Origin of the sequence: Actinomycetospora callitridis, assembly GCF_028737265.1 — a bacterium.
Taxonomy (GTDB): domain Bacteria; phylum Actinomycetota; class Actinomycetes; order Mycobacteriales; family Pseudonocardiaceae; genus Actinomycetospora; species Actinomycetospora callitridis.
On sequence record NZ_JAQZAK010000002.1, the window covers coordinates 730,907 to 757,040 of the forward strand.

28 protein-coding genes are annotated in these 26,134 nt (G+C 75.5%); 7 read left to right on the plus strand and 21 right to left on the minus strand.

The genetic code is table 11. The features are described from left to right. Nucleotides 1-53: 53 nt before the first annotated feature. Nucleotides 54-935 (plus strand): dienelactone hydrolase family protein, encoded by an 882-nt coding sequence (locus tag PH191_RS09305; RefSeq protein ID WP_274194327.1) that lies wholly within the window; start codon nt 54-56, stop codon nt 933-935. On the opposite strand, the gene PH191_RS09310 is transcribed toward PH191_RS09305, so the two are convergent. From PH191_RS09310 to eccCa, 9 genes are all read right to left on the minus strand, one after another. After that, nucleotides 907-1,662, minus strand: a complete 756-nt coding sequence (locus tag PH191_RS09310) for a hypothetical protein (protein ID WP_274194328.1) — start codon at nt 1,660-1,662, stop codon at nt 907-909. The two genes, PH191_RS09305 and PH191_RS09310, sit on opposite strands and share 29 nt — an antisense overlap. Further along, the gene (locus tag PH191_RS09315; RefSeq protein WP_274194329.1) at nt 1,659-2,033 is read right to left on the minus strand and encodes a hypothetical protein; all 375 of its coding nucleotides are present in this window, start codon (nt 2,031-2,033) and stop codon (nt 1,659-1,661) included. The genes PH191_RS09310 and PH191_RS09315 overlap by 4 nt, the downstream gene beginning before the upstream one ends. Before the next feature lie 202 nt (nt 2,034-2,235). Beyond that, on the minus strand, nt 2,236-3,600 hold the full coding sequence (gene glmM, locus PH191_RS09320; protein WP_274194330.1) for a phosphoglucosamine mutase: 1,365 nt from the start codon (nt 3,598-3,600) through the stop codon (nt 2,236-2,238). Continuing rightward, nucleotides 3,600-4,241 carry a 30S ribosomal protein S9 gene (rpsI, locus tag PH191_RS09325; protein ID WP_274194331.1) on the minus strand — a complete coding sequence of 214 codons (642 nt, stop codon included), beginning with the start codon at nt 4,239-4,241 and terminating at the stop codon, nt 3,600-3,602. The genes glmM and rpsI overlap by 1 nt, the downstream gene beginning before the upstream one ends. Next, nucleotides 4,238-4,681 (minus strand): 50S ribosomal protein L13, encoded by a 444-nt coding sequence (rplM, locus tag PH191_RS09330; protein ID WP_274190731.1) that lies wholly within the window; start codon nt 4,679-4,681, stop codon nt 4,238-4,240. Before rplM ends, rpsI begins: the two co-directional genes overlap by 4 nt. 161 nt (nt 4,682-4,842) lie before the next feature. Further along, nucleotides 4,843-5,130, minus strand: coding sequence for a WXG100 family type VII secretion target (locus PH191_RS09335; protein ID WP_274194332.1), 288 nt, complete (start codon nt 5,128-5,130; stop codon nt 4,843-4,845). Between the two features lie 29 nt (nt 5,131-5,159). Then, nucleotides 5,160-5,531, minus strand: a complete 372-nt coding sequence (locus tag PH191_RS09340) for a WXG100 family type VII secretion target (protein WP_274194333.1) — start codon at nt 5,529-5,531, stop codon at nt 5,160-5,162. A gap of 124 nt (nt 5,532-5,655) precedes the next feature. After that, on the minus strand, nt 5,656-7,779 hold the full coding sequence (locus tag PH191_RS09345) for a type VII secretion-associated protein (RefSeq protein WP_274194334.1): 2,124 nt from the start codon (nt 7,777-7,779) through the stop codon (nt 5,656-5,658). Beyond that, the gene (gene eccCa / locus PH191_RS09350; protein WP_274194335.1) at nt 7,776-11,843 is read right to left on the minus strand and encodes a type VII secretion protein EccCa; all 4,068 of its coding nucleotides are present in this window, start codon (nt 11,841-11,843) and stop codon (nt 7,776-7,778) included. The genes PH191_RS09345 and eccCa overlap by 4 nt, the downstream gene beginning before the upstream one ends. Nucleotides 11,844-12,008: 165 nt before the next feature. Between eccCa and eccD the strand changes: the two genes are divergently transcribed. The 6 genes from eccD to PH191_RS09380 are packed head-to-tail and all read left to right on the plus strand — an operon-like array spanning nt 12,009 to nt 17,598. Continuing rightward, a complete protein-coding gene (gene eccD / locus PH191_RS09355) occupies nt 12,009-13,529 on the plus strand; it encodes a type VII secretion integral membrane protein EccD (protein WP_274194336.1) in 1,521 nt (506 codons plus the stop codon). Continuing rightward, nucleotides 13,526-14,863 carry a type VII secretion-associated serine protease mycosin gene (gene mycP, locus PH191_RS09360; RefSeq protein ID WP_274194337.1) on the plus strand — a complete coding sequence of 446 codons (1,338 nt, stop codon included), beginning with the start codon at nt 13,526-13,528 and terminating at the stop codon, nt 14,861-14,863. The genes eccD and mycP overlap by 4 nt, the downstream gene beginning before the upstream one ends. Beyond that, nucleotides 14,860-16,092: a type VII secretion protein EccE gene (eccE, locus tag PH191_RS09365; RefSeq protein WP_274194338.1), complete on the plus strand. Its 1,233-nt coding sequence runs from the start codon at nt 14,860-14,862 to the stop codon at nt 16,090-16,092. The genes mycP and eccE overlap by 4 nt, the downstream gene beginning before the upstream one ends. Next, nucleotides 16,089-16,844, plus strand: a complete 756-nt coding sequence (locus PH191_RS09370; protein ID WP_476293809.1) for a hypothetical protein — start codon at nt 16,089-16,091, stop codon at nt 16,842-16,844. The genes eccE and PH191_RS09370 overlap by 4 nt, the downstream gene beginning before the upstream one ends. 16 nt (nt 16,845-16,860) lie before the next feature. Further along, a complete protein-coding gene (locus PH191_RS09375; RefSeq protein ID WP_274194339.1) occupies nt 16,861-17,175 on the plus strand; it encodes a Rieske (2Fe-2S) protein in 315 nt (104 codons plus the stop codon). Nucleotides 17,176-17,220: 45 nt separating this feature from the next. After that, a complete protein-coding gene (locus PH191_RS09380; protein ID WP_274194340.1) occupies nt 17,221-17,598 on the plus strand; it encodes a VOC family protein in 378 nt (125 codons plus the stop codon). 82 nt (nt 17,599-17,680) lie between these two features. On the opposite strand, the gene truA is transcribed toward PH191_RS09380, so the two are convergent. The 12 genes from truA to secY form a co-directional block, all read right to left on the minus strand. Continuing rightward, the gene (truA, locus tag PH191_RS09385) at nt 17,681-18,493 is read right to left on the minus strand and encodes a tRNA pseudouridine(38-40) synthase TruA (protein WP_274194341.1); all 813 of its coding nucleotides are present in this window, start codon (nt 18,491-18,493) and stop codon (nt 17,681-17,683) included. A gap of 50 nt (nt 18,494-18,543) precedes the next feature. Beyond that, a complete protein-coding gene (rplQ, locus tag PH191_RS09390) occupies nt 18,544-19,296 on the minus strand; it encodes a 50S ribosomal protein L17 (protein WP_274194342.1) in 753 nt (250 codons plus the stop codon). An 86-nt stretch (nt 19,297-19,382) separates the two neighbouring features. Then, nucleotides 19,383-20,456 carry a DNA-directed RNA polymerase subunit alpha gene (locus PH191_RS09395; RefSeq protein WP_274194343.1) on the minus strand — a complete coding sequence of 358 codons (1,074 nt, stop codon included), beginning with the start codon at nt 20,454-20,456 and terminating at the stop codon, nt 19,383-19,385. Nucleotides 20,457-20,558: 102 nt separating this feature from the next. Further along, entirely contained in the window at nt 20,559-21,164 is a 606-nt protein-coding gene (gene rpsD / locus PH191_RS09400) for a 30S ribosomal protein S4 (protein WP_274190744.1), read from the minus strand. Nucleotides 21,165-21,183: 19 nt separating this feature from the next. Further along, nucleotides 21,184-21,594: a 30S ribosomal protein S11 gene (gene rpsK / locus PH191_RS09405; RefSeq protein ID WP_116708483.1), complete on the minus strand. Its 411-nt coding sequence runs from the start codon at nt 21,592-21,594 to the stop codon at nt 21,184-21,186. Nucleotides 21,595-21,626: 32 nt separating this feature from the next. Continuing rightward, entirely contained in the window at nt 21,627-22,007 is a 381-nt protein-coding gene (gene rpsM, locus PH191_RS09410) for a 30S ribosomal protein S13 (protein WP_274190745.1), read from the minus strand. Between the two features lie 183 nt (nt 22,008-22,190). After that, the gene (gene rpmJ, locus PH191_RS09415) at nt 22,191-22,304 is read right to left on the minus strand and encodes a 50S ribosomal protein L36 (RefSeq protein WP_018330934.1); all 114 of its coding nucleotides are present in this window, start codon (nt 22,302-22,304) and stop codon (nt 22,191-22,193) included. A gap of 22 nt (nt 22,305-22,326) precedes the next feature. Then, entirely contained in the window at nt 22,327-22,548 is a 222-nt protein-coding gene (gene infA, locus PH191_RS09420) for a translation initiation factor IF-1 (protein WP_030532868.1), read from the minus strand. A gap of 215 nt (nt 22,549-22,763) precedes the next feature. Further along, entirely contained in the window at nt 22,764-23,216 is a 453-nt protein-coding gene (locus PH191_RS09425) for a DUF1707 SHOCT-like domain-containing protein (RefSeq protein WP_274194344.1), read from the minus strand. 64 nt (nt 23,217-23,280) lie between these two features. Next, complete coding sequence (gene map / locus PH191_RS09430) at nt 23,281-24,042, minus strand: type I methionyl aminopeptidase (RefSeq protein WP_274194707.1); 762 nt, start codon at nt 24,040-24,042, stop codon at nt 23,281-23,283. 88 nt (nt 24,043-24,130) lie between these two features. Then, nucleotides 24,131-24,688: an adenylate kinase gene (locus tag PH191_RS09435; RefSeq protein ID WP_274194345.1), complete on the minus strand. Its 558-nt coding sequence runs from the start codon at nt 24,686-24,688 to the stop codon at nt 24,131-24,133. Nucleotides 24,689-24,748: 60 nt separating this feature from the next. Then, nucleotides 24,749-26,068, minus strand: coding sequence for a preprotein translocase subunit SecY (gene secY, locus PH191_RS09440; protein ID WP_274194346.1), 1,320 nt, complete (start codon nt 26,066-26,068; stop codon nt 24,749-24,751). Nucleotides 26,069-26,134: the final 66 nt, after the last annotated feature.

The window sequence follows — 26,134 nt, forward strand, 5'->3', positions numbered from 1 at the left end:
CCCGGGGGGTCACGACGGGCCGTGACCGCCCCGCTCCGATAGGTTCCCGGGCCATGGCGAGCGTGATCGGTGGGAAGGCCCTGGCGCCGAAGGCCGTGGTCGCCGAGCTCTCGCGGCCCGGCCCGTACCCCGTGCTGCGCGGAGAGCTCGCGCTGGTCGGGCTGCCCGGAGCGGTGTTCACCCCCGCCACGGGCACCGGCCTGCCGGCCGTGGCCTTCGCGCACGACTGGCTGCAGCCGGCCTCCCGCTACTTCGGGCTGCTCCGGCACCTCGCGAGCTGGGGGATCGTCGCCGCGGCCCCGGACACCCAGCGCAGCCCGATCGGCTCGCACCGTGCCCTCGCGCACGACCTGCGCACCGCCCTCGGCGTCTGCTCCGGCGTGCGGCTGGGCGGCAGCGCCCGCGGCGCCGCCGTGAGCGTCGACCCGGGCAGGCTCGGCCTCGCCGGGCACGGCATGGGCGCGGGATCGGCCGTCCTCGCCGCGGCCGTGCCCGCGGCCGACACGCAGGTGCAGGCGGTCGGCGAGCCGTACTGGGAGGTGGGTCACGGCGTCGCGGTCCAGGCCGTCGCCACCATCGCCCTGACCGACACGAAGCCCTCGGCGGTCGACGCCGCCCGGGCCGTGCACCTGCCCGGCATGCACCTCGGCTTCGGCAAGGACCTCGTCTCGCCGCCCGCGGCGGGCGCCGACCTGGTCGAGCAGAACTGGGGCGGCGAGTCGTCGCTGCGCACGCTCAAGAAGGCCACCCACCTCGGCCTGCTCGAGGGTCGGCACTGGAGCGACATCCTGCTCGACGGCAAGGGCGAGCCGGCGACGCGGAGCCTCGTGAAGGCGCTGCTCACCGGGTTCCTGCTGCACCGCCTGAACGGCGACGGGCGTTACGCGGCGGCCTTCGACGGCCCGGTCAAGGGGACCGAGGTCCACTCGGCCTGAGCGGGTCGCCCCCGCCCGCCGCGAGGCGCTCGCGCACCCGCGCGCCGGCCTCGCGTCCGGCGGCACGGCTGCGCGCGGCGGCGGCGAGGAAGACGCGCAGGCGCTCCTCGAGGTCGGCGGCCCAGGCCCGCAGCCGGGATTCCGCCGACGGGTCGGCGCCGAGCGCGGCCAGCAGGGCGTCGACCTGGGCCGGGTGCAGGCCGCCGACAGGGTCCGTGGGCCGGACGGCGGCCGCGCCCGCCGCGAGGTCGCGCGACGCGGCCGCGACGGTGGCCGCCGCCACCTCGAAGACGTCCGCGGTGTCCCCCAGCTCGCCCACGAGGCCGTGCGCGGAGCGCGCGAGCGCCGACACCCGCTTCTGCACGGCGTCGGCGGACGGTCCCGCCCACGTGTCCCACAGCGGCCCGAGGTCCTCGGCGGTGTCGACGTGCTGACGGCGCACCTGCGTCGCGGCCTCGCGCAGCGCCTCCGCCTGCGCGGCGAGCGCCGCCGGGTCGGGGAGCTCGCGGGCCTCGGCGCCGGCGCGCCGCACGGTGGCCGGGTCGGTGTCCGGGCCGGCGGGGATGCCCCGCCAGCGCGGCGGCAGGGCCGTCCAGCGGGTGAGGTGGGTGGTCAGTACGCCGACCGCCGTGTCGACGGCGCCGAACAGGACGGCGCGGGTCGGCCCCGCGACGTCGACCGGGCCGGCCTCTCCGACGAGCCGGAGCGGGCGGTCGGGGCGGGTCACCCGGCGCTGCGCGGCACCCCGCGCGGTCCGGGGCCCCCGGGGCCGGTGTCGTCACCGTTCTCGTCGCCCGACCCGGCGCTGAGCAGGTGCTCCGCCAGGTCGTCGACGGCGCCGGCGTGGGCCCGCAGGAGCGCGACGGCCGAGAGCGTGCCGCTCTCACCGGCCCGGCCGGGCTCGCCGTGGTCGGCGCTGAGCCGGTCGGCCAGCTCGTGGAGGTCGCGCGCGCGGCCCGTCACGGCCTCGACGACCTCGGGGAGGTCGGGCGGCGGGCCGTCGTCCTCGGCGGCGTCGTCGTCGTTCGTGGGGCCGAGACCCTCGAGGAGCTCGTCCAGGTGCCGGGCCGGACCGTGCGGGGGCGGGATCGAGTCCATCCGCGTCCTCCGCGTCCGGCCCGCACGAGCGGGGAACCGACACCGTCCCGTCCCGCTCCCGACGACGCCGGGGCGCGGGACCGCCGTCAGGTTAACGCCTGACCGACCGCCCGGGAGCGCGAACCCGGGACCGGTCCGTCCCGGTGGGTGAGGCCGTACCGAGCGTCGCGAACCGGCTGCGCTGCGTCGCCGACGGACGTCGTCAGCGGACGCTGGAGACGAGCCCCGCGAGGCGGTCGGCGACCTGGCCGGCCACCACCTGCGTCGGCGCCTCGACCATCACGCGGACGAGCTGCTCGGTGCCCGAGGGGCGCAGCAGCACCCGGCCCCGGCCCGCGAGCTCGGCCTCGGCGGCGGCGACGGCGTCGGCGACCTCGGTCGAGGCGCCCACGGCGGCCTTGTCGGCGACGGGCACGTTGACGAGCACCTGGGGCAGGCGCGTCATCACGGCGGCGAGGTCGCCGAGCGGGCGTCCGGTGTGAGCGACGCGCGCCATGAGGCGCAGGGCCGTGAGCAGCCCGTCGCCGGTGGTGGCGTGCGCCGGGAGCACGACGTGCCCGGACTGCTCGCCGCCGAGCGAGAAGCTCCCGGAGCGCAGCTCCTCGAGGACGTAGCGGTCGCCCACCGCCGTCGTCCGCAGCGCGACCCCGGCGTCGGCCATGGCGAGGTGCAGGCCGAGGTTGCTCATCACGGTGACGACGAGGGTGTCCGCCGCGAGCTCGCCGCGCTCGTGCATGTCGAGCGCGAGGATCGCGAGGATCTGGTCGCCGTCGACGACGGAGCCGTCGGCCGCCACGGCGAGGCACCGGTCGGCGTCGCCGTCGTGGGCGATCCCCAGGTCGGCACCCTCGGCCACGACCGCTTGCGTGAGGACGTCCATGTGCGTGGAGCCGACGCCGTCGTTGATGTTCCAGCCGTCGGGGTCCGCGTGCAGCGCGGTCACCCGGGCGCCGGCCGCGGCGTACGCGCGGGGCGCGGCCAGCGAGGCGGCGCCGTGCGCGCAGTCGACGACGACGTGCAGCCCCGCCAGCGGCGTCGGCGTGGCCGACGCGAGGTGGGCCACGTAGCGCTCGAGCGCATCGGGGACGTCGCGCACCCGGCCGATGTCGTGGCCGGTGGGACGCGGCGTGGCGTCGCCCGCGCGGACGTGGGCCTCGATCTCGTCCTCGAGCGCGTCGGGCAGCTTGTGCCCGCCGGCGGCGAAGAGCTTGATGCCGTTGTCGGGCATCGGGTTGTGCGACGCTGAGATCATCACACCGAGGTCGGCGTCGAACTCGCCGGTGAGGTACGCGACGCCCGGCGTCGGCAACACGCCGACACGCAGGACGTCTGCGCCCGCGGCGCTCAGACCGGCGGTGACCGCCGCCTCGAGCATCTCGCCGCTGGCCCGCGGGTCACGACCCACGACGGCCAGGGGACGACCGCCCGAGGCACCACGCCGACCGCCGGCCCGGGCGTGCTCGGCGAGCACGCCCGCAGCCGACGCGGAGACCGCCGTCGCCAGCTCGGGCGACAGGTCGGCGTTGGCCAGCCCCCGCACACCGTCGGTGCCGAAGAGCCGCGCCATCAGCGCTTCGAGTACTGAGGAGCCTTCCGGGCCTTCTTGAGGCCGTACTTCTTGCGCTCCGTGGCCCGCGGGTCGCGGGTGAGGAAGCCGGCCTTCTTGAGGCCCGGACGGTCGTCGGGGTCGACCTCGGTGAGGGCGCGGGCGAGGCCCAGGCGCAGGGCGCCGGCCTGACCCGACGTGCCACCACCGTGGAGGGTGGCGAAGACGTCGAACTGCTCGGTGCGCTCGGTGATCACCAGCGGCTCACGGATGAGCTGCTGGTGCACCTTGTTCGGGAAGTACTCCTCGAAGGCCTTCCCGTTGCACACGATGCGGCCCGTGCCCGACACGAGGCGGACGCGGACGATGGCCTCCTTGCGGCGGCCGACCGTCTGGATGGGGCGGTCGATCTGGGCGAACACCGGCGCGGGCGCGGCGTCACCGAAGACGTCGGTCTCGGCGTCGTCGGTCTCGGCGCCGTCGGTCTCGGCGTCCACCTCGACCTCGGCCAGGACCTCGTCGTCGGCGCCGGGCTCGTCCGTGGCGGACACCGGGGTGCCGCCGACGGCGCCCTCGGGCAGGTCCGCAGCTTCGGCGAGCGTCTGGGCCGCGTCCGTGTCGTTGACCTCGGGCTGGTCGGTCGCGTCGTCGGGGCTGGTCACTGGCTCACCTGTCGAATCTCGTAAGGCACCGGCTTCTGCGCGGCGTGGGGGTGCTCGGGACCGGCGTACACCTTGAGCTTGCTGCCCATGGCGCGGCCGAGGCGGTTGTGCGGAAGCATGCCCTTGATGGCCTTCTCGACCACGCGCGCCGGGAACCTGTCGAGCTCCTCGCCGATCGTGCGCGAGCGCAGGCCGCCGGGGAAGCCGCTGTGGTGGTACACCATCTTGTCGTCACGCTTGCCGCCGGTGAGGGCGATCTTCTCCGCGTTCACGATCACGACGAAGTCGCCGGTGTCGACGTGCGGCGCGTACGTCGGCTTGTGCTTGCCCCGCAGCAGCTGGGCGCTCTGGGCGGCCAGGCGGCCGAGGACGACGTCGGACGCGTCGATGACGTGCCAGGCGCGGTCGATGTCACCGGGCTTCGGACTGAACGTGCGCACGGAAGCTACCTCGTCACGGACGGCTGGGCGGTCGGCTCGGGGCCGGGGTGTGGTCGAGCGGGCGCGGGACATGCACCGCGCATCAGTCGTCCAGAGTACGCGTGCGACCGTCGCCGACGGCGACCACCCCCTCGCCGCTGGCCGTCCCCGCGGAGCCGCCGTCAGGTGAACATGTTCTTCACCTGGTTCTCGGTGTTCTGGTAGTTCGCGTTGACCGTGCCGGTGCGCGTGCCGATCTGCGCCAGCAGGCCCTTCATGTCCTCCCAGGACGTGCGGATCTGCTGCTGGCGCTGGCGGTAGAAGTCGGCGGCCGCGCCGTCCCAGACCGCGAGCTGGGCGATCGTGGAGTCCAGATCGGCCAGCTCCTGCTCGATGGCGGACGCGCCCCGGCCGATGTTGGCCTGCGCGCCCTCGATGTCGCCGAACGACACCCGGATCTCACTGCTCATGGGGACTCCGTCCTCGAACGTCGGGTGTCTCAGAGGTACTGGCCGAGGCCGCCGCCGGAGGCGGGCGTCGTCGCCCCGGGGGCCGGACCCGACCCGCCCGTGCCGCCGAGCCGGGAGAACGCCTGGCGGTTGTCCTCGTCGGAGGCGGCGTAGTTCCGCCCGCTCTGGCCGATCTTCGCCGCGATCTCGTCGAGGGCGGTGTTGATCCGCGTCGCGTCCTCGTTCCACCGCGCCATGAGCCCCTGGAACGCGACCGACCCCTGCCCGCGCCACGTGCCCGCCAGGGGCGCGAGCTGCGACTGCAGGCTGCTCATGTGGCCCTGCATGCCCTGCTTGATGTCCTGGATCCGCTGCGAGGCGGTGAGCATGACGTCGGTCTCGGTACCGAACTGCCCGGCCATCCGCGGCTCCCTCCGTGTCCGGGGGCCGACCGGCCCCGTGTGCTGCTGACGGATCGAGCATGACGAGCGGGTGCGGGCCGTGGTGGTCGTTTCGTGAAACCCGCGGACCCGATCCGCGACCAGGTCAGCCGGCGGGCCCGAGGGTCTCGACGACCTGCGCGCAGGCCGCCAGGACCCGCGTCGCCTCGGCGTCGTCCGTGCCGTGCCGGCACCCGACGCTGACCATCGACGACGGCGGCGAGAGCACCACGAACCAGTCGACCCGCACGCCCGGCGCGGGGTCCTGGCGGTAGCGGGCGACCTCGCGGTCGCCGAACTCGGCGCGCGCCTCGTAGCCCGACACGGGACCGCCGGCGGCGCGCGCGGCCTCGTACTGGGCGGCCAGCTGCCCGCGGGCGCGCTCCGGGTCCGCGGCGGCCCCGTCGAGGGGGTTCTCCTGGACGGCGACGAGGTCGGTGCCCCGCGGGGCGCCCGCGGGGCGGAGCAGCACCCGGCGCACGGCCGCGTCGCCGCCGGCGGTGACCCACCCGACGGGAGCGACGAAGATCTGCCCGCCGACGACCGTGGGCGTGCCGGACGGGCGGCTCACGGCCCGGACGCCCAGGACGATCCCGGTGACCAGGGCGAGGATCGCCAGCACCGCGACGACGACCGCCCCCACACCCACCGGGCGCCGCGGCGGGCCGGCCGACCGCGGCCGGCGCGCAGGGAGCCGGCGCGAGGACCCGGGCCGGGGCCGGGAGGAGAGCGGCCGCGCGACCACGGCCGCGCCCGGGGCGGTGGCGTCCTCGCCCCCGTCGTCCCCGTCCGCGGCGTCGACACGGCGCACCGGGAGCAGCGCCGGGGACCCCGACGAGGTCGGCGTGAGCCAGGCCGGGGTGTCGGCGGCGTCGCCGAGGTCCTCGGTCGGTTCGGCGTCGGGCTCCGCGGGCTCGGCCCGGGGCCACGCCCGCTCCCCCGGCGGCAGCTCGACGGTCGGGGGGTCGAGCAGCGGGCCGGCGGCCGACCGGGGTGCGGACGACGATGACGAGCCCGCACCGGCCCCCGCCCGCACCCGCGACGACGCCGCACCGGCGCCGGCGACCCCTCCGAGCAGCGCCTCGTCCTCCCGGGCCACGACGAGCGCACCCCGCACCACGACCAGCCGCGGCTCGGGGGCCACGGTGGCGGGCACGCCCAGCTCGCGGTGCACGAGCGCCCCGAGCAGCGGGATCCGCGCGCCGCCGCCGGTGAGCCACACGCCGTCGAGGTGCTCCGGGCCGGTGCCGGCGTCGGCGAGCGTCTCGGCGAGGAGGTCCACGACCCGCCGCAGCGACGGACGCAGCACCTCGGTGAGCTCGCCCCGCGACAGCCACGCCGCCGTGAGCCGTCCGGGCAGCGGCACCGCGGCCTGCTCGGCGTCGGAGAGCTGCTCCTTCGCGGCTCGCACGTCGTCGAGCAGCACCTGGCGGTGCCGCCGGTCGCCGAGGGTCGTGGCGGCGACGACCTCGCGGACCCGGTCGGCATCGCGCCGCGCAGCCGGATCCTCACGCGACGGGTCCTCGGGGGTCGGCTCGTCCGCGAGCGTCGAGAGCAGGTGACCCAGCAGCAGCTCGTCGGCGTCGTCGCCACCGAAGCGGTCGTCCCGTCGCCGCGCGAGCAGCCGGGCCCCACCGCAGCGCCCGGGGTCGGGCGCGAGGACGGACGCGTCGGCCCCGCGCGCCCCGAGGTCGAGCACCGCGACGGGCCCGGGCCGCGCGCGACCCTCGTCCTGCGGGCGCATCCACGCGGCGTGCGCGACGGCCGCGACGGGCTCGGCGAGCAGGGTGAGCCCGGCGGCGAGCCCGGACCCGGCCCGCCGCAGCACCTCGCGGCGCCCCGCGTCCCAGCCGGCCGGGTGGGTGAGGACGAGGTGGCGCGGCCGGTCCCCGCGCAGCAGCGGGCCCGCCCGCTCGAGCGCCCCGGCGAGCACGGCGCCCCACGCCTCCGCGATCCCGACCACCCGGGTGCCGAGCAGGAGGTCGGGATCGTCGACCCGCAGACGCGGCGTCGGCTCGTAGCGCGAGGGATCGGTCGGGGCCAGCCGCCGGGCGGCCGCCCCGACGGCGAGCGCCGTGCCGTCGGCGGGGGCGAACACGGCGGCGAGGTCGAGCGGCACCTCGGCGGGTTCGACGGTCTCCGCGGAGGCGCGTGGGTCGGGCGACACGTCCACGGCCGCGGCCACCGTCGTCACCCCGAGGTCGATCGCGACCGTGGGGCCCTCGCTCACGGTGCGGCGTCCGGGCCGGTGATCGGCGGATCCGGGGCGCGCCACCCGACCTGCACGAGCCGCTCCCCGTGGCGTCGCCCGACGAGCCACCCGCGCCCCGGCGGCTGCGGACCCGGCCGCACGGTGCCCAGCAGCACGCCCTCGTCCCGGCTGCCGCTCATGACGATCCCCGGGGACGAGAGCTCACGCAGGCGGGCGAGCACCGGCTCGAACACCGCGCGGGACGCGCCGCCCGTGCGCCGCGCGACGACGAGGTGCAGGCCGACGTCGCGGGCCTGGGGCAGCAGGTCGAGCAGGACGGCCAGCGGGTTGGTCGCGGCGCCCGCGACGAGGTCGTAGTCGTCGACGAGGACGAAGACGTCCGGGCCGGTCCACCACGAGCGCGCCCGCAACTGCTCGGGCGTGACGTCGGGGCCGGGCAGCCGGCGCTGCAGCGACTCGACGAGCTCGGCGAGCGCCTGGGTCAGCGCCGCGGCCGACGACGTGTAGGAGATGAGGTGGTCGCTGGCCACCGCCCCGAGCAGCGAGCGCCGGTAGTCGACGATCACCAGCCGGGCCTGGTCCGGCCGGTACCGGGTGACGATCTGGTGGGCCAGCCCCCGCAGCAGCGCCGTCTTGCCCGACTCGGCGTCGGCGAAGCAGACGAAGTGCGGGTCGGCGGAGACGTCGAGCAGGACCGGCGCGAGGCGCTCCTCGGACAGCCCGAGCGGCAGGAGGTGCGGCGGGCCCTCGTCCGGGCCGGGCAGCGCCTCGACCCCCACGCGGTCCGGGAGCAGTCGCACCCGCGGCGCCCCGGTGCCGCCCCAGGCCGCCGCGACGCGGGCGACGAGCTCGCCGGTGGCGCGCCCGAGGTCGGCCGTGTCGGCCACGCCGTCGAGACGCGGCAGGGCCGTGAGGACGTGGCGCTTGTCCGGCGAGAGCCCGCGCCCCGGCCGCCCCGACGGCACGACGGCGGCGACGCGGCGGTCGACCTCGGACTCCGACGGGTCCCCGAGCCGCAGCTCGAAGCGGGTACCGAGCAGGTCCTTGAGGGCGGGCCGCAGCTCCGCCCAGCGGCTCGCCGTGATCACGACGTGCACCCCGTACGAGAGGCCGCCGGTCGCCAGCGAGATCACCGTCTGCTCGAGGCCCTCGTGCTCGGTGCGGAAGGCGTGCCAGCCGTCGACGACGAGGAAGACGTCGCCGAGCATGTCGCTGCCGCCGGTGCCGGGCGCGAGCTCGCCGCGGCGGCGCCGGGCCCGCAGGTCGGCCATCGACTCGACCCCGGCCTCGCGGAACCAGCGCTCCCGGCCCGCGAGCAGTGTCGTCACCTCGGCCACCGTGCGCCGCACGAGCTCGGGCTCGCCGCGCCCCGCGACCGTGCCGACGTGCGGCAGCCCCGCCAGCCCGGAGAGCGTGCCGCCGCCCAGGTCCACCGCGTAGAACTGCACCTCGGCCGGCGTGTGGGTCAGCGCGGCCCCGGCGACGAGCGTGCGCAGCAGTGTCGACTTCCCCGACTGCGGCCCGCCGGCGACCACCACGTGCCCCGCCGCACCGGCGAGCTCGGCCCACAGCACGTCGCGGCGCTGGTCGTAGGGGCGGTCGACGACGCCCACCGGCACCGCGAGCTGCCCGTTGGCGGGGAAGCCGGGCGCAGTGAGCCCGCGGTCCGGGGTCGCGGTCAGGGGCGGCAGCAGCGCGTCGAGCGTCGACGGGTCGGCCAGCGGCGGCAGCCAGACCTCGTGCGCGGGCGGGCCCTGGCCGCGCAGCCGTTCGACGACGACGTCGAGCACCGACGGCGTCCCCGCCCCGCGCGGCACCGACGGCCCGTGCGGGCCGATCACCGCGGGCGGCCCGCCGGCCGGGGCGTGACCGTTGCCGTTGCCGTGGCTCTCGAGCACCGCGCCCGGCTCCACCCAGCTCGCGGTGAAGGGACGCGGGCGCATCTCGCGGGGCACCGGGGACGGGTCGGGCGCGGCGGGCTCGGCGGAGCGGTACGGCGCCGACACGTAGCCGGCCTTGAACCGGGTCATCGTCGACGACTCGACCTTCAGGTAGCCCGAGCCCGGGACCGGCGGCAGCTCCGCCGCGTCCGGGACCCCGAGCACCGCCCGCGAGTCCGACGGCGAGAACGTCTTGAGCCCGATGCGGTAGGACAGGTGCGAGTCGAGGCCCCGCAGCCGTCCCTCCTCGAGGCGCTGCGATGCGAGCAGCAGATGCATCTGCAACGAGCGGCCGAGCCGCCCGATCGCGACGAACAGCTCCGCGAAGTCGGGCTTCTGGCTCAGCAGCTCCGAGAACTCGTCGACGACGACGAACAGGGTCGGCAACGGGTCCAGCGGCGCGCCGTTCTCCCGGGCGCGCTCGTACTCGGTGACGTTGGCGAGGTTGCCCGCGGCGCGCAGCTTCTCCTGCCGGCGCTGCATCTCGCCCGCCAGCGCGTCCTGCATGCGGTCGACGAGGCTGAGGTCGTCGGCGAGGTTGGTGATCACCGCGGCGACGTGCGGTGCCCCGGCGAGCCCGGCGAACGTGGCACCGCCCTTGAAGTCGACCAGCACGAGGTTGAGTGCCTCGGACGAGTGCGTCGTGATCAGCCCGAGCACGAGGGTCCGCAGCAGCTCGGACTTGCCCGACCCGGTGGCCCCGACGCACAGCCCGTGCGGGCCCATCCCCTCCTGGGCGGCCTCCTTGATGTCGAGCTCCACCGGCTCGCCCTCGGCCGAGACCCCGAACGGCACCCGCAGCCGGTCGCGCACCGGGCGCGGGCGCCAGGCCGCGGTGACGTCGAACGTGTCGGGCTCGCCGTCGACGCCGAGCAGCTCGAGGATGCCGGGGCTGGTCAGCAGCGGTTCCTCGTCGTGCGCGCCGGCCGCGGGCGGGCGGCAGGGCGCGAGCCGCCGGGCGAGCGCCTCGGCCTCGGCACCGCCGAGGGTGTCGGGCCGGCCGAACCACTCGACGCCCTGCTGGCCCCGGGCCCCGATGCGGCCCTCGCCGTCCGCTCCGAGGACCAGCCCGAGCCCCCGGCGCGCGGTCAGCGTGCCGAGCGCGTCCGACAGGTCGATCACGGTGACGCCGGCCAGGCCCTCGTCGAGCACGACCTGCTCCGAGCGCGTGACCTCGGCGTCCTCGAGCACGACGACCACGTGGCGGGTGTCGGCGGCCGGCGCGGCGCCCCGGGTGAACCGGCCCCGCCCGGCGAGCTCCGGGGCCAGCCACGACTCGACCGCGGCCAGCGAGGACGTCACCATCCGCACCGGCCCGGCGCCGTCGGACAGCCGCGGGTGCGCGACGTGCGGGAGCCACTTCACCCACTCCCACTCCGCGCGGGCCGGACCCGTGGCGGCCACGGCGACCACGAGGTCCTCGGGGCTGTGGAACGTCACGAGCTGCGCGAGCAGCGCCCGCACGAGCCCGCGGCGGCTCGCCGCGTCGCCGCCGGTGACGCCCACCGACGCGAACGCGCGCAACGACACCGCGGTGGGCAGGTCCGGGACGATCGAGTGGGTGCGCACGAAGCGGCGCAGGGCCACCGTCGACACCGGCTCGAGGTCGTCGACGGGGCCGGTCTGCGGGGGGACGAGGGCGGTCGCGAGGCGCTGGGAGCCCCGGCCGACGCGCACGTGCGCGAAGTCCGGGTCGGACGGGCGGCGCTCCCACATCCGCGGGCCACGCGCGAGACCGACCAGGGTCGCGGGCTCGGGGTGGGTCCACTCGAGGGCGCGCCGCTGGTCGACCGCCGTCTCGCGGGCCCGCCGGCGCATCTGCGCGAGGTAGCGCAGGTAGTCCTTGCGGTCCTCGTCGGCCTCCGCACGGCGCTGCCCGCCGCCACGCGTCGCGCCACCGGCGACCATGCCGATGGTGGAGAGCGCGAACATCCCGCCGAAGAGCCACGAGGTGGGGTTGTCGACGCCGATGACGACGATGAACCCGAGCGAGCCGAGCACCATGAGCAGCGGCAACAGCCGCAGCAACGGGGACGTCGGCACCGCGCGGGGGATCTCCGGCGGGGCCTCGAGGTGGACCTCGCCCGACGGCACCTCCGGGGGCGCCGGGCGGGCGGCGCGCCGGAAGACCCGTGTGCCCACCGGTCGCCCCCCATCCTCCGAACGCACCACCCGGCCCCCGCGGTCCGGCCATACTAAGGAGCCGCGGCCCGCCCGGGGTCCGTCTCGGCGAACCTCCGGACGGTCCCCGGACGGCACCGATGCCAAGATCCCCGAACGACGGTCGCCGAGAGCCGGGAGGAGCGCATGACGGACACCGCCCGCCCGGGTCGCGCGCTGCCGGGGGCCGCCGGCGACGGGGCCCGCGCCTCGTTGCCCGCGGGGTCGGCCGCGCCGGTCACGGCCGCGAGCCGGGTGTCGGTCCTCGCGCCCCGCACGCGGGTCGACGTCGCCCTGCCCCCGGACGTCCCGCTGGCCGACCTGCTGCCGGTGCTGCTGGACATGACCGGCGAGTCGGGCGCCGGCGCCCGCGGCGGCGCCTGGACGCTCGCCCCGCTCGGGCAGGGCCCGGTCGACCCGTCGCGCACGCTCGCGTCCCTCGGTGTCCTCGACGGCGACCAGCTCGTGCTGCGACGACGGGCCGACGCGGCGCCGCCCCCGCTGTTCGACGACGTGGTCGACGCCGTCGCCGAGGCCACGCCGGCGAGCTACCGGGCGTGGGGGCCGGGGCTCGCGGGTGTCCTCGGGCTCTGCGGGCTGGCCCTCGGACTGGCGGGGGCGGTCCTCGCGCTCGTCGTCGCCGGCCGGGGTCCGGGCACCGCCGGGGGGCTCGGCACGGCCGCGGTGGCCGGCGTCGCCGCCCTCGGGGCGCTCGCCGCGGCCGCGGTGTGCACCCGGGTGGTCGACGGCACGGCCGCCGGATCGGTCCTCGCCGTCGGCGCCGTCGCCCTCGCGGGGGTGGCGGGCGTCGCCGCGGTGCCGTGGGGACCCGCCGGTCCCGCTGCCTCGCTCGCCACGACGTCCGGGGCGCCGCAGCTGCTGCTCGGCGCGGTCCTCGCCGGGGCCGTCGCCGCCGCCTCGCTCCTGGCGCTCGGACGGGCCGGGCGCGCCGGCGTCGCCGCCCTGCTCGGCGCCCTCACCGCGGCGGTGCTCGTCGCCCTGGCCGCCGGCATCGCCACCGTGGTCGACGCGGGCGACGCCGCGGGCATCGCCGCCGGGGCCGGCGCGCTCGCCCTCGTCGCGTCGGCGCTGCTCCCGCGCACCGGGATCGCGTTGGCGCGCCTCCCGCTGCCCCGCGTCCCGGCGTCGGCCGAGGAGCTCGCCGACGACCCCGGTGTCGCCGAGCACGCCGACATCGAACGACGCGCCGACCGCGCCCACGCCGCCCTCTCCGGCCTGGTCCTCGGGTGCAGCGCCGTCACCGCGGGCGCCGTCACGGTGCTCGCGCTGGCGCCGGTGGGCGGCTGGCGGGGTGTCGCCGGCTGGGTGCTCGCGGTCCTGCTGACGCTCCTGCTCGCCCTGCGCTCGCGCACCTACGCCAACGGCGTCCAGGCCGTCGCCCTGCTCGTCTGCGCGCTGCTCGCGGGCGCGGGGCTGGTCGTCGGCTGGCTGCTCGTCGCCCCGCCGGCCGTCGCGATGCTGGCCGTGCCGGCGGTCGCCCTCGCGGTCGGCGCGGGAGCGTTCGTGCTCGGCGTCGTGGTGCCCCGGCGGCGGTTCTCCCCGGTGGCCCGGCGGGCCGTCGACATCGCGGAGGCCGTCGGGATCGCGGCCGTGCTCCCCGTGGCGCTGGCCGTCATGGACCTCTACACCGCGATGCGGCTCCTGTGACGCGCTCGCTCGCCGGCGCCCTCGTGCTCACCGCGCTCACGGTGCTGCTGGGCGCCGCGCCCGCCGGGGCGACCGATCCCCTCGACGCACCGTCCAGCGCCCCGACGCCCCCCGCGCCGGACCGCGCGGCGCTCGACGCCCTCGACGCCGCCCCGGACGCCGTGCCCGGCGCGCGCCGCGAGGCCCCCTGCCCCTCGCCGACCCCGCCGTCGGGCACCGGGTTCGGCGACCTCCCGCCGGGCCCCGACCCCGCGGACGCCTGGGTGGACGGTCGCGGCGAGGGCCAGCTGGTCGCCGTCGTCGACACCGGCGTCGCCGCCCACCCCCGGCTCGCGGGACGCGTCGTGGACGGCGGCGACTTCGTGGCCGGCGCCTCCGGCCTCGACGACTGCGACGGGCACGGCACCGCGGTGGCCGGGGTGATCGCCGCGAGCCCCGCTCCCGACGACCTGGTGGTGGGCCGGGCGCCCGCCGCCCGCGTCCTCGCCGTCCGCCAGACCAGCGCCTTCTTCGGTGTCGACGGCCGCGCCGGGGTCGGCGACGTCACCAGCCTCGCCCGAGCCGTCCGGCACGCCGCGGACACCCCGGGGGTCGGGGTGCTCACCCTCGCCCTGACGGCCTGCCGCACGCCCGCCGAGGTCACCGACCCGTCCGACGCGCCCGCCCTCGGAGCCCTGCGCGCAGCCGTCCGCGACGCGGTCGACCGCGGTGTCGTCGTGGTCGCGGCCGCAGGCAACACCGGCCCGGCCTGCGCCCCGAACACCGGCGGCCCGGTGCGCAGCGTCCCGGTGCCCGCCTGGTTCGGCGACGACGTGCTCGCCGTGGGCGCGGTCGACGACGCCGGCGCCCCCGACCCGTCGTCGCTCGCCGGACCCTGGGTCGACCTCGCCGCCCCCGGACGCGAGCCGTCGTCGCTCGCGGCCCGCGGCCCCGGCCTCACCACCACCCTCGGCGCGCCCGACGGCTCCTCGGGGCCCCTGGTCGGCACGAGCTTCGCCGCCGCGCGGGTCGCCGCAGCGGCCGCGCTGCTGCGTCAGCGCTCCCCCGAGACCCCCGCGCGCGAGATCGCCGCCGCGCTCGTGCGCTCCGCGGCCCCGCCGCCCGGGCTGACCCCCGGCGTCCGCGACGACGCCGTCGGCTACGGGGTGCTCGACGCCGCGGCCGCGGTGCGTGGCGGCCCGCCCCGCACGGGGCCCGAGGTGCGACCCGAGCCGCCGGCGCCCCCGACGGAGGGGCCCGCGACCGGGTGGATCACCGCCGCCGTCGGAGCCGTCGCCGCCGTCGTCGCGGTGGGCGCCGTCGCGGCCCGCCGCCGGCGGGGTGGTGCGTGGTGAGCCTCGTCGTCACCCCGTCCCGTCCGGCGCCGCCGGTGTCGCGCCGGCCGTCCGGGCCCTGCCTCGGGGCCGTCCCGCTCGCCGGCGTGGTGGTGGTCGAGGTCGGGCTCGCCCTCGCTGTGGCGCTCGTCGCCCTCGACCCCGGGCTGCTGCCGCTCGCCGGGGTCGTCCTGTCCGCCGCGCTCCTCGTCGGGCTGCTGCGGGTGCGCGGGCGCCGGCTCGTCGTGTGGATCGGGCTGGCGCTGCGCTACCGCCTCCGGGCCCGCGAGCGCGAGTCCGAGCCGCTCGATCCCGACGCCGACCCCCGCCTGCGGACGCTGCGCCTGCTCACCGGCGACCTCACCGTGGCGCGCACGCGCGACCACGACGGCCGCGAGGTGGGGATGCTCGGGCACGGCGGCGGCTGGAGTGCCGTGCTCGCGCTCGACCCGACCTCCGCCGACGGTGCGCCCGGCCTCGTCGCGGGCGACGCCTCGTCGGGCACCGCGACGTTCCCGCTGGCGGCGCTCGCCGGCTGCCTGGCCGACCGGGGCGTGGTGCTCGACGCCGTGAGCGCGCTCTGGCACTGCCGCCCGGTCGCCGAGGACACCCCGGCCGCCGCCGCGTACCGCGAGGTCCTCGGCGCCCTGCCGCCGCTCGCGCGCCGCGACGCGTGGCTCGTCGTGCGCCTCGACCCGGCGCGCTGCCCCGACGCGGTCGCCGAGCGCGGCGGCGGGGTCGCCGGGGCGCACCGGGCGGTGGTCGGGGCGCTCGCGCGAATCGGGCGGGTGCTCGCCGAGCACGGCACCGCGGTCCGCCCGCTCGGGGTCGACGAGGTCCTGGAAGCCGGCCTCGAGGTCTCCGACACCCCGGGCGAGCCGGGACGACTCCGGGAGCACTGGCGCGCGGTGGTCGTCGGCGAGGTCGGGCACGCGGCGCACGCCGTGACGCGCTGGCCCGATGCGGACTCCCCGGAGCGCCTGACCGCCCTCACGGCCACGGCCGCGCGCACCTGCACGCTCGCCCTGACCCTCGAGCCCGACCCGCGAGCCGACCGGGACGGGGACGCGCCGGCGACCGTCGGGCTGCGCGGCACCGTGCGCCTCACCGCCGACACCCCGGACGCGCTCGAGGAGGCCGGCCGCGAGCTGGTCGCCCGCGGGCACGCCCTCGGGATGACCCTCGACCCTCTCGACGGCCAGCACGCCGCCGGGCTCGCCGCGACGCTCCCGCTCGGGGTGGCGCCGTGACGACGCCCGGCGCCGCGGGCCGCGTCGCCCCCACCCGCGCCGACCCGGAGCTCGCGCCGACGTTCTCGGTGCCGCCGGAGATGCTCGACGCCCTCGGACCGCCCGTGCGCCCGGCGGGCGTCGTCCTGGGCGCCGACACGGACGGCGAGCCGGTCGCGGTCACCCTCGTGCGCCCCGCCCCCACCCGCGTCGTCCTCCTCGGCGGGCTCTACCTCGCCCGCCAGGTCACGCTGCGCGCGGTCGGCACCGGTACGCACGCGGTGATCGTCACCGGACGGCCGCCGGTGTGGGACGCGGTCCGGCGCGCGGGCGAGGTGCCCGGCGCTGGGTCCCCTGACACCGACGACCCCGCCGACCCCGCCGCTCCCGTCCGCGTGGTGCGCGAGCCCCCGGCCGACCTCGCCGCCGGGGGCGAGCCCCTGCTCGTCGTCTACGACCGGGGCGCGACGGCACGCGGCCCCGCCCCGGCACGGCGTCCGCGGCAGACGACGCTCGTCGTGCTGCCCTCGCTCGTGCCCGCGGTGTCCGACCTGGCCGACGACGCCGACCTCGTCCTCATCCAGCGCCTGCCCCCGCACGAGGCCGAGCTCGCCGGACGGCTGTGGCGACTCACGCCCGCGATGACCGAGACCCTGCGGACCCTCCCCGACCGCGGGATCGTGGTGCTCGGGCGCAACCTCTGGCGTCGGGTCGACCTCGTCACCGGCCCGCGCGAGACCGCGATCCTGGGCCCGGTGCGCCGGGGGGACTAGCCGGCGAGGAGACACGATGGACGACACGTTCACCCCGGTCCTGGCCGTCGCGGACCTGCCCGAGGGCGCGATGACCGCGGTCATGGTCGGCGGTCGGCGGGTGCTGCTGGTCCGCGTCGACGGCGGGGTCCGCGCGTACGACAACCGCTGCCCGCACCGGGCCTGGCCGCTCGAGCGGGGCACGCTCGCCGCCGGCGTCCTCACCTGCGCGAACCACCGCTACACGTTCGACGTGGCCACCGGCCGCGGGATCGAACCCGGCGACTGCCACCTGGTCGCGCTGCCCTGCCGCGTCGAGAGCGGAACCGTCGAGGTGGCGGCCGGGGGCTGACCGGCCCTTGACCTCGACCACCCTCGAGGTCGGACGCTCGAGGGCATGCCCATCGAGCTGAACCACACCATCGTCGAGACCCGGGACCAGGACGCCGGCGCGACCTGGCTCGCCGAGGTCCTCGGCCTGCCCGCACCCACCCGCTTCGGGCCGTTCACGGTCGTCGAGGTCGCCCACGGCACGAGCCTGGACTTCATGGACGTCGACGACCCGCACCCGCAGCACTACGCGTTCCTCGTCCCCGACGACGAGTTCGCGGTCATCGCCGCCCGCCTGCGGGACCGGGGCGTGCCCACCTACGCCGACCCCGGCCACCGGCGGTCGGGATACAACACCAACGACGGCGGCCAGGGCGCCTACTTCGAGTCCCCCGAGGGCCACAACCTCGAGATCCTCACCCGGCCCTACGGCAGCGGGGGCTGATCCGCCGGATCGAGTGCGTGGCGTGACGGACGCTCGACGTCAGCATCGGGGGAGCACGCCGACAGGGGCACGCCGCTGACACTCACACCTCGTCCCGACGCCGCCGCGTCCGCGCGGCGCGGTCCGCGAGGTCCGCGGCGTCCGGGTAGTCGACCCCGGTCAGCCGCAGCCCCCGCGCGGCGACGACGGTGACCTCGCTCGACCGCGCGCGCGCCGCGAGCAGCGCCGCGGGCCACTCGACGGGCCGGCGGCCCTCGCCCACGGCCAGCAGCGCGCCCACGACGGACCGGACCATCGAGTGGCAGAACGCGTCGGCGCTCAGCCGGGCGACGAGGACGTCGGGCTCGCCCGGCTCCGCGTCCCAGCGCAGGTGCTGCAGCTCGCGCACAGTGGTGGCGCCGGCGCGGGGACGGCAGTAGGCCGCGAAGTCGTGCTCGCCGAGCATGGCCGCACCGGCCGCGTTCATCGCGTCGACGTCGAGGGGTCGTGGCCAGCGCAGCGTGTCGCGCGCGCGCAGCGGCTCGGGTCCCCACGGGGCGGTGCTGACGCGGTAGGCGTAGTGGCGGCGCATCGCGGAGAACCGCGCGTCGAATCCCTCCGGGGCAGGCGTCACCGCGCGCACCCGGACGTCGGGCGGCAGCATCCGCGCCAACCGGCCGATGAGCCCGGGATGCGGCTCGATCTCCGCGGGCAGGTCGACGTGGCAGACCTGCGCGTCGGCGTGCACGCCGGCGTCGGTGCGCCCGGCGACGGTCAGCGCCACCGGCACCCGCCAGATCGTGGCGAGGGTGTCCTCGAGGACGCCCTGCACCGTGCGCAGCCCGGGCTGCCGGGCCCACCCCGAGAAGTCGGTGCCGTCGTAGGCCAGGTCCAGGCGGAACCGACGTACAGACACCGCGAGCCCGCCCCCGGGATCGGGAGCGGGCTCGCGGGTGGTGCTGTCGGTCAGGACTTGTCGTCCGTCGCGCCGTCCGTGGTCGCCGACGAGTCGGCGTCCTCGGACGTGTCGAGGCCGGCGCTGGTCGCGGAGTTGTCGGCCATGCCCTCCGGGACCTCGGTGGCCTCCCCGTCAGTGACATCGCCGTCGGTGACATCGCCGTCGGTGGTCGCCGACGAGTCAGCGTCCTCCGTGACGGTGTCGTCCGCGGTGTCCTCCGTGACGGTGTCGGCCGCGTCGGTCGGCTCGGCCGGCTCCGGCGAGGCGTCGCTCTCGGCCGCCGCGATGGTGGCCGCCGTGGCGGCGGCACCGGTCGCGGTGTCACCGACCTCGGCGCCCGGGCCCGACGGGGACGTCGGCGGGGCGGCCACGCGGGTGGCCTGCGAGGCCTCGGCGCTCGCGGTCCGCTCGTTCACCAGCTCGATGACCGCCATCTGCGCGTTGTCGCCCTTGCGCGGCAACGTCTTCACGATGCGCGTGTAGCCACCGGGCCGGTCGGCGAAGAACGGGCCGATCTCGGCGAGCAGGCGGTGCACGACGTCCTTGTCCCGGATCTGCTCCTGGATGAGACGCCGGTTGTGCAGGTCGCCCTTCTTGGCCTTGGTGATCAGCCGCTCCGCGTACGGACGCAGCCGGTCGGCCTTGGCGCGCGTGGTGTGGATGCGCCCGTGGGTGAAGAGCGACGTGGCCAGGTTGGCCAGCATCAGCTTCTGGTGGTCGGGGGAACCCCCGAGCCGCGGGCCCTTGCTGGGCTGGGGCATGTCGAATGCTCCTGTCTCGTGACGCCTTTCCTCCCCGGCCCGCGTACGGACCGGGGAGGGGGCAGCACGTCAGAGTTGGTGGGGTGCTAGAGCTGCTCGGTCTCGGCGTAGTCCTGGCCGTCGTCCTCCGAGGCCCCGTAGCCGCCGAAGCCGCCGTCGGAGCCGTAGGACTCGAAGCCCTCCGAGGGGTAGTCCGCCGCGGCGGCGGACGGGTCGAACCCGGGCGGGCTGTCCTTGAGCGCGAGGCCCAGCCCGGCCAGCTTCATCTTGACCTCGTCGATGGACTTTGCACCGAAGTTGCGGATGTCCAGGAGGTCGGCCTCCGAGCGGCCGACGAGCTCGCCGACCGTGTGGATGCCCTCCCGCTTGAGGCAGTTGTAGGACCGGACCGTGAGGTCGAGGTCCTCGATGGGCATCGCGAACGCGGCGATCGAGTCGGCCTCGGCCGGCGAGGGCCCGATCTCGATGCCCTCGGCGTCGACGTTGAGCTCACGGGCCAGCCCGAAGAGCTCGACGAGGGTGCGCCCGGCGGACGCGATCGCGTCGCGCGGGGTCATCGACGGCTTGGTCTCGACGTCGAGGATCAGCTTGTCGAAGTCGGTGCGCTGCTCGACGCGGGTCGCCTCGACCTTGTAGCTGACCTTGAGCACCGGCGAGTAGATCGAGTCGACCGGGATGCGGCCGATCTCGGCGCCGGACGCCTTGTTCTGCGCGGCCGGGACGTACCCGCGACCACGCTCGACGACGAGCTCGACCTCGAGGCGGCCCTGGTCGTTCAGGGTCGCGATGTGGAGGTCGGGGTTGTGCACGGTCACGCCGGCCGGCGGGACGATGTCGCCCGCCGTCACGGTGCCGGGGCCCTGCTTGCGCAGGTACATCGTGGCCGGCTCGTCCTCCTCGGAGCTCACGACGAGCTCCTTGAGGTTCAGGATGATGTCGGTGACGTCCTCCTTCACCCCCGGGACGGTGGTGAACTCGTGGAGGACACCGTCGACGCGGATGCTGGTCACGGCCGCGCCCGGGATGGACGACAGCAGGGTGCGACGCAGCGAGTTGCCGAGGGTGTAGCCGAAGCCCGGCTCCAGCGGCTCGATGACGAACCGGGAACGGGTGTCGTCGATGGCGTCCTCGGACAGTGCGGGACGCTGAGAGATCAGCACGTGCGAAACCTTTCCGATGCGGCGTCCGCTATTTGACGCCGAACGTGAGACCCGGCCCGGGCACGATCGCCCGGGCCGGGGGTCTTGCGTACTTCCGTGGGCCTACTTCGAGTAGAACTCGACGATCAGCTGCTCCGAGACCGGCGTGTCGATCTGCGTCCGCTCCGGGAGGGAGTGGACGAAGATGCGCAGCGAGTCGGGAACGACCTGGAGCCAGCCCGGGACGGGCCGCTCGCCGAAGTTCTCCTTCGCCACCACGAGGGGCAGCATGTTCCGGGACTTGTCCCGGATGTCGATGATGTCGTACTGCGTCACCCGGTAGCTGGGGACGTCGACCTTCTGGCCGTTGACCAGGAAGTGGCCGTGGCCCACGAGCTGGCGGGCCTGACGACGGGTCTGCGCGATCCCGGCGCGGTAGACCACCGAGTCGAGACGCGACTCGAGGAGCTTGAGGAACTCGTCGCCGGTCTTGCCCTCGCGACGATTCGCCTCCTCGTAGTACTTGCGCATCTGCTTCTCGAGCAGGCCGTAGGTGAAGCGGGCCTTCTGCTTCTCCTGCAGCTGCAGCAGGTACTCGGACTCCTTGATGCGGATCCGGCCGTGCTGACCCGGGGGGTACGGGCGGCGCTCGAAGGACTTGTCGCCGCCGATCAGGTCGACCTTCAGGCGGCGGGACTTGCGGGTGGCTGGTCCTGTGTAGCGAGCCATCGTGTGTCTCCTCTCCGCCCTAGACCCGGCGACGCTTCGGCGGGCGGCAACCGTTGTGCGGCTGCGGGGTGACGTCGGAAATCGTGCCGACCTCGAGGCCGGCCGCCTGCAGCGACCGGATCGCGGTCTCGCGGCCCGAGCCCGGGCCCTTCACGAAGACGTCGACCTTCTTCATCCCGTGCTCCGCGGCCTTGCGGGCGCAGTTCTCGGCGGCCATCTGCGCGGCGAACGGCGTCGACTTGCGCGAGCCCTTGAAGCCCACGTGTCCGGCCGAGGCCCAGCTGATGACGTTGCCGGTCGGGTCGGTGATGGAGACGATCGTGTTGTTGAACGTGCTCTTGATGTGCGCGTGCCCGTGGGAGACGTTCTTCTTCTCCCGACGACGGACCTTCTTGGCCCCGGCCGCGCCCTGGCGAGTCCTGGGTGGCATCTAGCTCTTCTCCTGATCGAGGGGGGCCTGCATCACTTGCGTGCGGCCTTCTTCTTGCCGGCAACCGTCTTCTTGGGGCCCTTGCGCGAGCGGGCGTTGGTCTTGGTCCGCTGCCCGTGCACCGGCAGGTTGCGGCGGTGCCGCAGCCCCTGGTAGCTGCCGATCTCGACCTTGCGCCGGATGTCCGCCTGGACCTCGCGGCGCAGGTCACCCTCGACCCGGAAGTGGTTCTCGATGTACGCACGCAGTGTCGCGGCATCGGAGTCCGACAGGTCCTTCGACCTCAGGTCGGGGTCGATGCCGGTCTCGGTGAGGATCTCCTTGGAACGGCTACGGCCGATCCCGAAGATGTAGGTCAGCGCGATCTCCATCCGCTTCTCGCGGGGGAGATCGACGCCGGCGAGTCGTGCCATGTGGCGACGTGCTCCTCGTGTCGTCCGGGAGGTCTGGCTCCCCGCCCGTCCCGGACCTCACGGGTCCGGGCCCCGGCCTCCCGAGCCGGGGGTGTTCCGCCGGGGCATCGATCTCTCGAGCCGACGTAGGTGCGGGGAGGAATGGGATGCGGCCGCGTGTGGCCGCGAGTGCCCGGTACTGCGTCAGCCCTGGCGCTGCTTGTGGCGCAGGTTGTCGCAGATGACCATGACCCGCCCGTGACGGCGGACCACCTGGCACTTCGCGCAGATGCGCTTGACGCTCGGCTGGACCTTCACGTCCTCTTCCTCGCTGTGTGGATCACTTGTAGCGGTAGACGATCCGGCCGCGCGACAGGTCGTAGGGCGACAGCTCCACCACGACCTTGTCCTCGGGGAGGATCCGGATGTAGTGCTGACGCATCTTGCCGCTGATGTGCGCCAGGACCTTGTGCCCGTTCTCGAGCTCCACCCGGAACATCGCGTTGGGCAGGGGTTCGATGACCCGGCCCTCGACCTCGATGGCGCCGTCCTTCTTCGCCATGTCCTCCGCATTCTTCTCGACGTACGCTGCCGTCCCCGGCTCGGTGCCACCGCGTCGCGACGACACGTCCACAAGGGACGGGGAGCGCGCTCGACACCGGGACCGACACACGAGCGCGCGTGGACCGGCACGACACGCGCACCAGCTGTCGAGTGTACGCGTGGCGTGTCGAGAGCCTCGCCACCGGGGCCCTCGACCAGCAGGTGCGGACCACGTCAGCGACGGATCGGCATCCCGGCGCACGGACCGGGGAACGGGAGTCCCGCCCGGGCGGCGACGGCCCCGATCGCCAGGGCGACCCCCCACGGTCCGGCGACCCAGATCCACCACGGTGCCACGGCCCCGCCCGTGCCCACCGAGACGGCGGCCCAGATCACGAGGTTGATCACCGAGACCACCGCCCAGACCGCCACCGCGGCGCGCATCGGCGAGGGCGCCGGCCGCGCCCCTGATCGGACCGCGCCTCCCGAGCGCGCCGGCGCCTCGGCCGGCAGGTCCGCGGTCAGCGGCAGGAGGTCGGACCCCACCACCGCTCCGTGCGCCGCGCGCACCCGCTCGTCGTACTCCGCGAGCGTCAGCCGCCCCTCGGCGTGCGCCTGCCCCAGCCGCGCCGCCACCCGCTCGCGGTCCGCGTCCGCCACCCGCAGTTCCCCGGCCACCACGACCACCCCGTCTCCTCGACCCTGCGGCCGAGGATAACAGCGAGCGGATAGTTCCGCTATCCGCTGTGGCTCACGCAGGCGCGGTCAGGATGCGGGGTCCGTCGTCGGTGACGGCCACCGAGTGCTCCCAGTGCACGGCCCGGCTGCCGTCCGAGGTGACGACGGTCCAACCGTCGGCGAGCTCGTCGGTCTCGTCGGTGCCGCCGGTGAGCATCGGCTCGATGGCCAGCACCATCCCGCTGCGCAGGCGCATGCCCGTGCCGGCCCGTCCGAGGTTCGGCACGAACGGGTCCATGTGCATGGAGGTCCCGATGCCGTGCCCGCCGTAGTCGGCGACGATCCCGTACTCGCACCCGTCCGCGGCCGCGCGACGGCGGGCCTCGTCCTCGACGGCGTGCGAGACGTCGCCGAGCCGGCCGCCCGGCACGAGGCGCTCGATGCCGGCGTACATGGCCGCCCGGCAGGCCGCCGACAGCGACTCGTCCGCGGGGCGCGGGGTGCCCACGGCGACCGTCACCGCGGCGTCCCCGTGCCAGCCCTCGAGGATCGCGCCGCAGTCGATCGAGATCAGGTCACCGTCGGCGAGCACCGTCGTGGGCGACGGGATGCCGTGCACGACCTGCTCGTTGACCGAGGCGCAGATCGAGGCCGGGAAGCCCTGGTACCCGAGGAACGACGGCTCCGCGCCGGCCTCCCGGATCGTGGCGTGCGCGATCGCGTCGAGGTCGGCCGTGCTGGCCCCGGGCCGGACCGCCTCGGTGACGGCGGCGAGGGCGGCCGCGACCACGAGGCCGGCCGCGCGCATCGCCTCGATCTGGCCCGGCGTCTTCATCTCCACGAAGCGTCCCCGCACGCGGTCGGCGATCCCGCCGACCCCCGAGGAGACGACCTCCGTGATCGGCCGACGCGTGTTGCCCAAGTCAGTCGTCGGGCTCGTCGGCGAGCGCGTCCATGGCCCGGTCGGTGATCTCCTCGACCGACCCGAGGGCGTCGACCCGCACGGCGATGTCGCTGTAGTGCGCGATGAGGGGCTCGGTCTCGGAGCGGTAGACCTCCTGGCGGTGCCGGATGGTCTCCTCGGTGTCGTCCGAGCGGCCGCGGGCGGTGAGGCGCTTGACCAGCTCCTCATCCTCGACCTCGAACACGAGCACCGCGTCCAGGCGCTGTCCGAGGTCGCTCAGCACGGTCTCGAGCTCCTGCGCCTGGGCCGTGTTGCGCGGGAACCCGTCGAGCAGGAAGCCCTCGGCCGCGTCGGGCTGGGCGAGACGGTCCTTGACCATCTTGACCGTGACCTCGTCCGGCACCAGGTCGCCCGCGTCGACGTAGCGCTGGGCCTCCTTGCCGAGCTCGGTCTCGTTCTTCATGTTCTCGCGGAAGATGTCACCGGTGGAGATGTGCGGCGCGTCGAGACGCTCGGCCAGCCGCGCAGCCTGCGTTCCCTTGCCCGCTCCCGGCGGCCCCACCAGAACGATCCTCACGACAACGCTCCTTCGCCCGACATCCGTGTGGTCCGTGTACCGCGCCGACCGGCTACCCGATCAGCGCAGGAAGCCCTCGTAGTTGCGCTGCATCAGCTGGCTCTCGATCTGCTTCACCGTGTCCAGCCCGACGCCCACCATGATCAGAACAGCCGTGCCCCCGAAGGGGAAGTTCTGGTTCTGTCCCTCACCGGTCAGGCCCAGGAAGAAGTTCGGCAGGACGGCGATGATGCCCAGGTAGAGCGCGCCCGGCAAGGTGATCCGGGACAGCACGTAGCTGAGGTACTCGGCCGTGGGACGGCCGGGCCTGATGCCGGGGATGAAGCCCCCGAACTTCTTCATCTCGTCGGCGCGTTCCTCGGTGTTGAACGTGATCGCGACGTAGAAGTACGTGAAGAAGATGATCAGAGCGAAGTACAGCAGGATGTGCAGCCAGTTGGACTGGTTGGCCAGGTACGTCTGGACGAAGCGCGAGAAGCCGGAGTCCTGGTTGCCCGTGATCCGTGAGAGCAGGTCGGGCAGGTAGAGCAGGGACGACCCGAAGATCACGGGGATGACGCCGGCCTGGTTGACCTTCAGCGGCAGGTAGGTCGAGGTGCCGCCGTACATGCGGCGTCCGACCATCCGCTTGGCGTACTGCACGGGGATGCGCCGCTGGCCCTGCTCGACGAACACGACGCTCGCGATGATGACCAGTCCGAACGCGCACACGACGGCGAAGGCGATGCCGCCGGAGGTCGCGAGGATGTTGCCGCCCTCGGCGGGGATGCGGGCCGCGATCGAGCAGAAGATCAGCAGCGACATGCCGTTGCCGACGCCGCGCTCGGTGACCAGCTCGCCGAACCACATGATGACCGCGGTGCCGGCCGTCATGACGATGACGATGACCGCGAGGTCGAAGACGTCGGCGCCCGGCAGGATCGGGAACTGGCTCGGGTCGCAGTCCTGGAAGAGCTGACCGCGGTCGGCCAGGGCGACGATGCCCGTCGACTGCAGGACGGCCAGCGCGATCGTCAGGTAGCGCGTGTACTGCGTGAGCTTGCCCTGACCGCTCTGCCCCTCCTTCTTCAACTGCTCGAAGCGGGGGATCACGACGGTCAGCAGCTGCACGATGATGCTGGCCGTGATGTAGGGCATGATGCCCAGGGCGAAGATCGACAGCTGCAGGAGCGCGCCGCCGGAGAACAGGTTGATCAGCGAGTACACGCTCGCCGCGTCGCTGCCCTGGACCTGCCGCAGACATTCCTGCACGTTCGAGTACGAGACGCCGGGTGCCGGGAGCGTGGCTCCCAGTCGGTAGACCGCGACGATCCCGAGCGTGAACAGGATCTTCTTGCGCAGGTCCGGTGTGGTCAGAGCTGACCGCACGGCGCCGAGCACTCGGACCTCCAGATGTCGTTCGGCCGCACCGCGGAACTCCACACCCGCGCGGGCCGGGGGTCACCA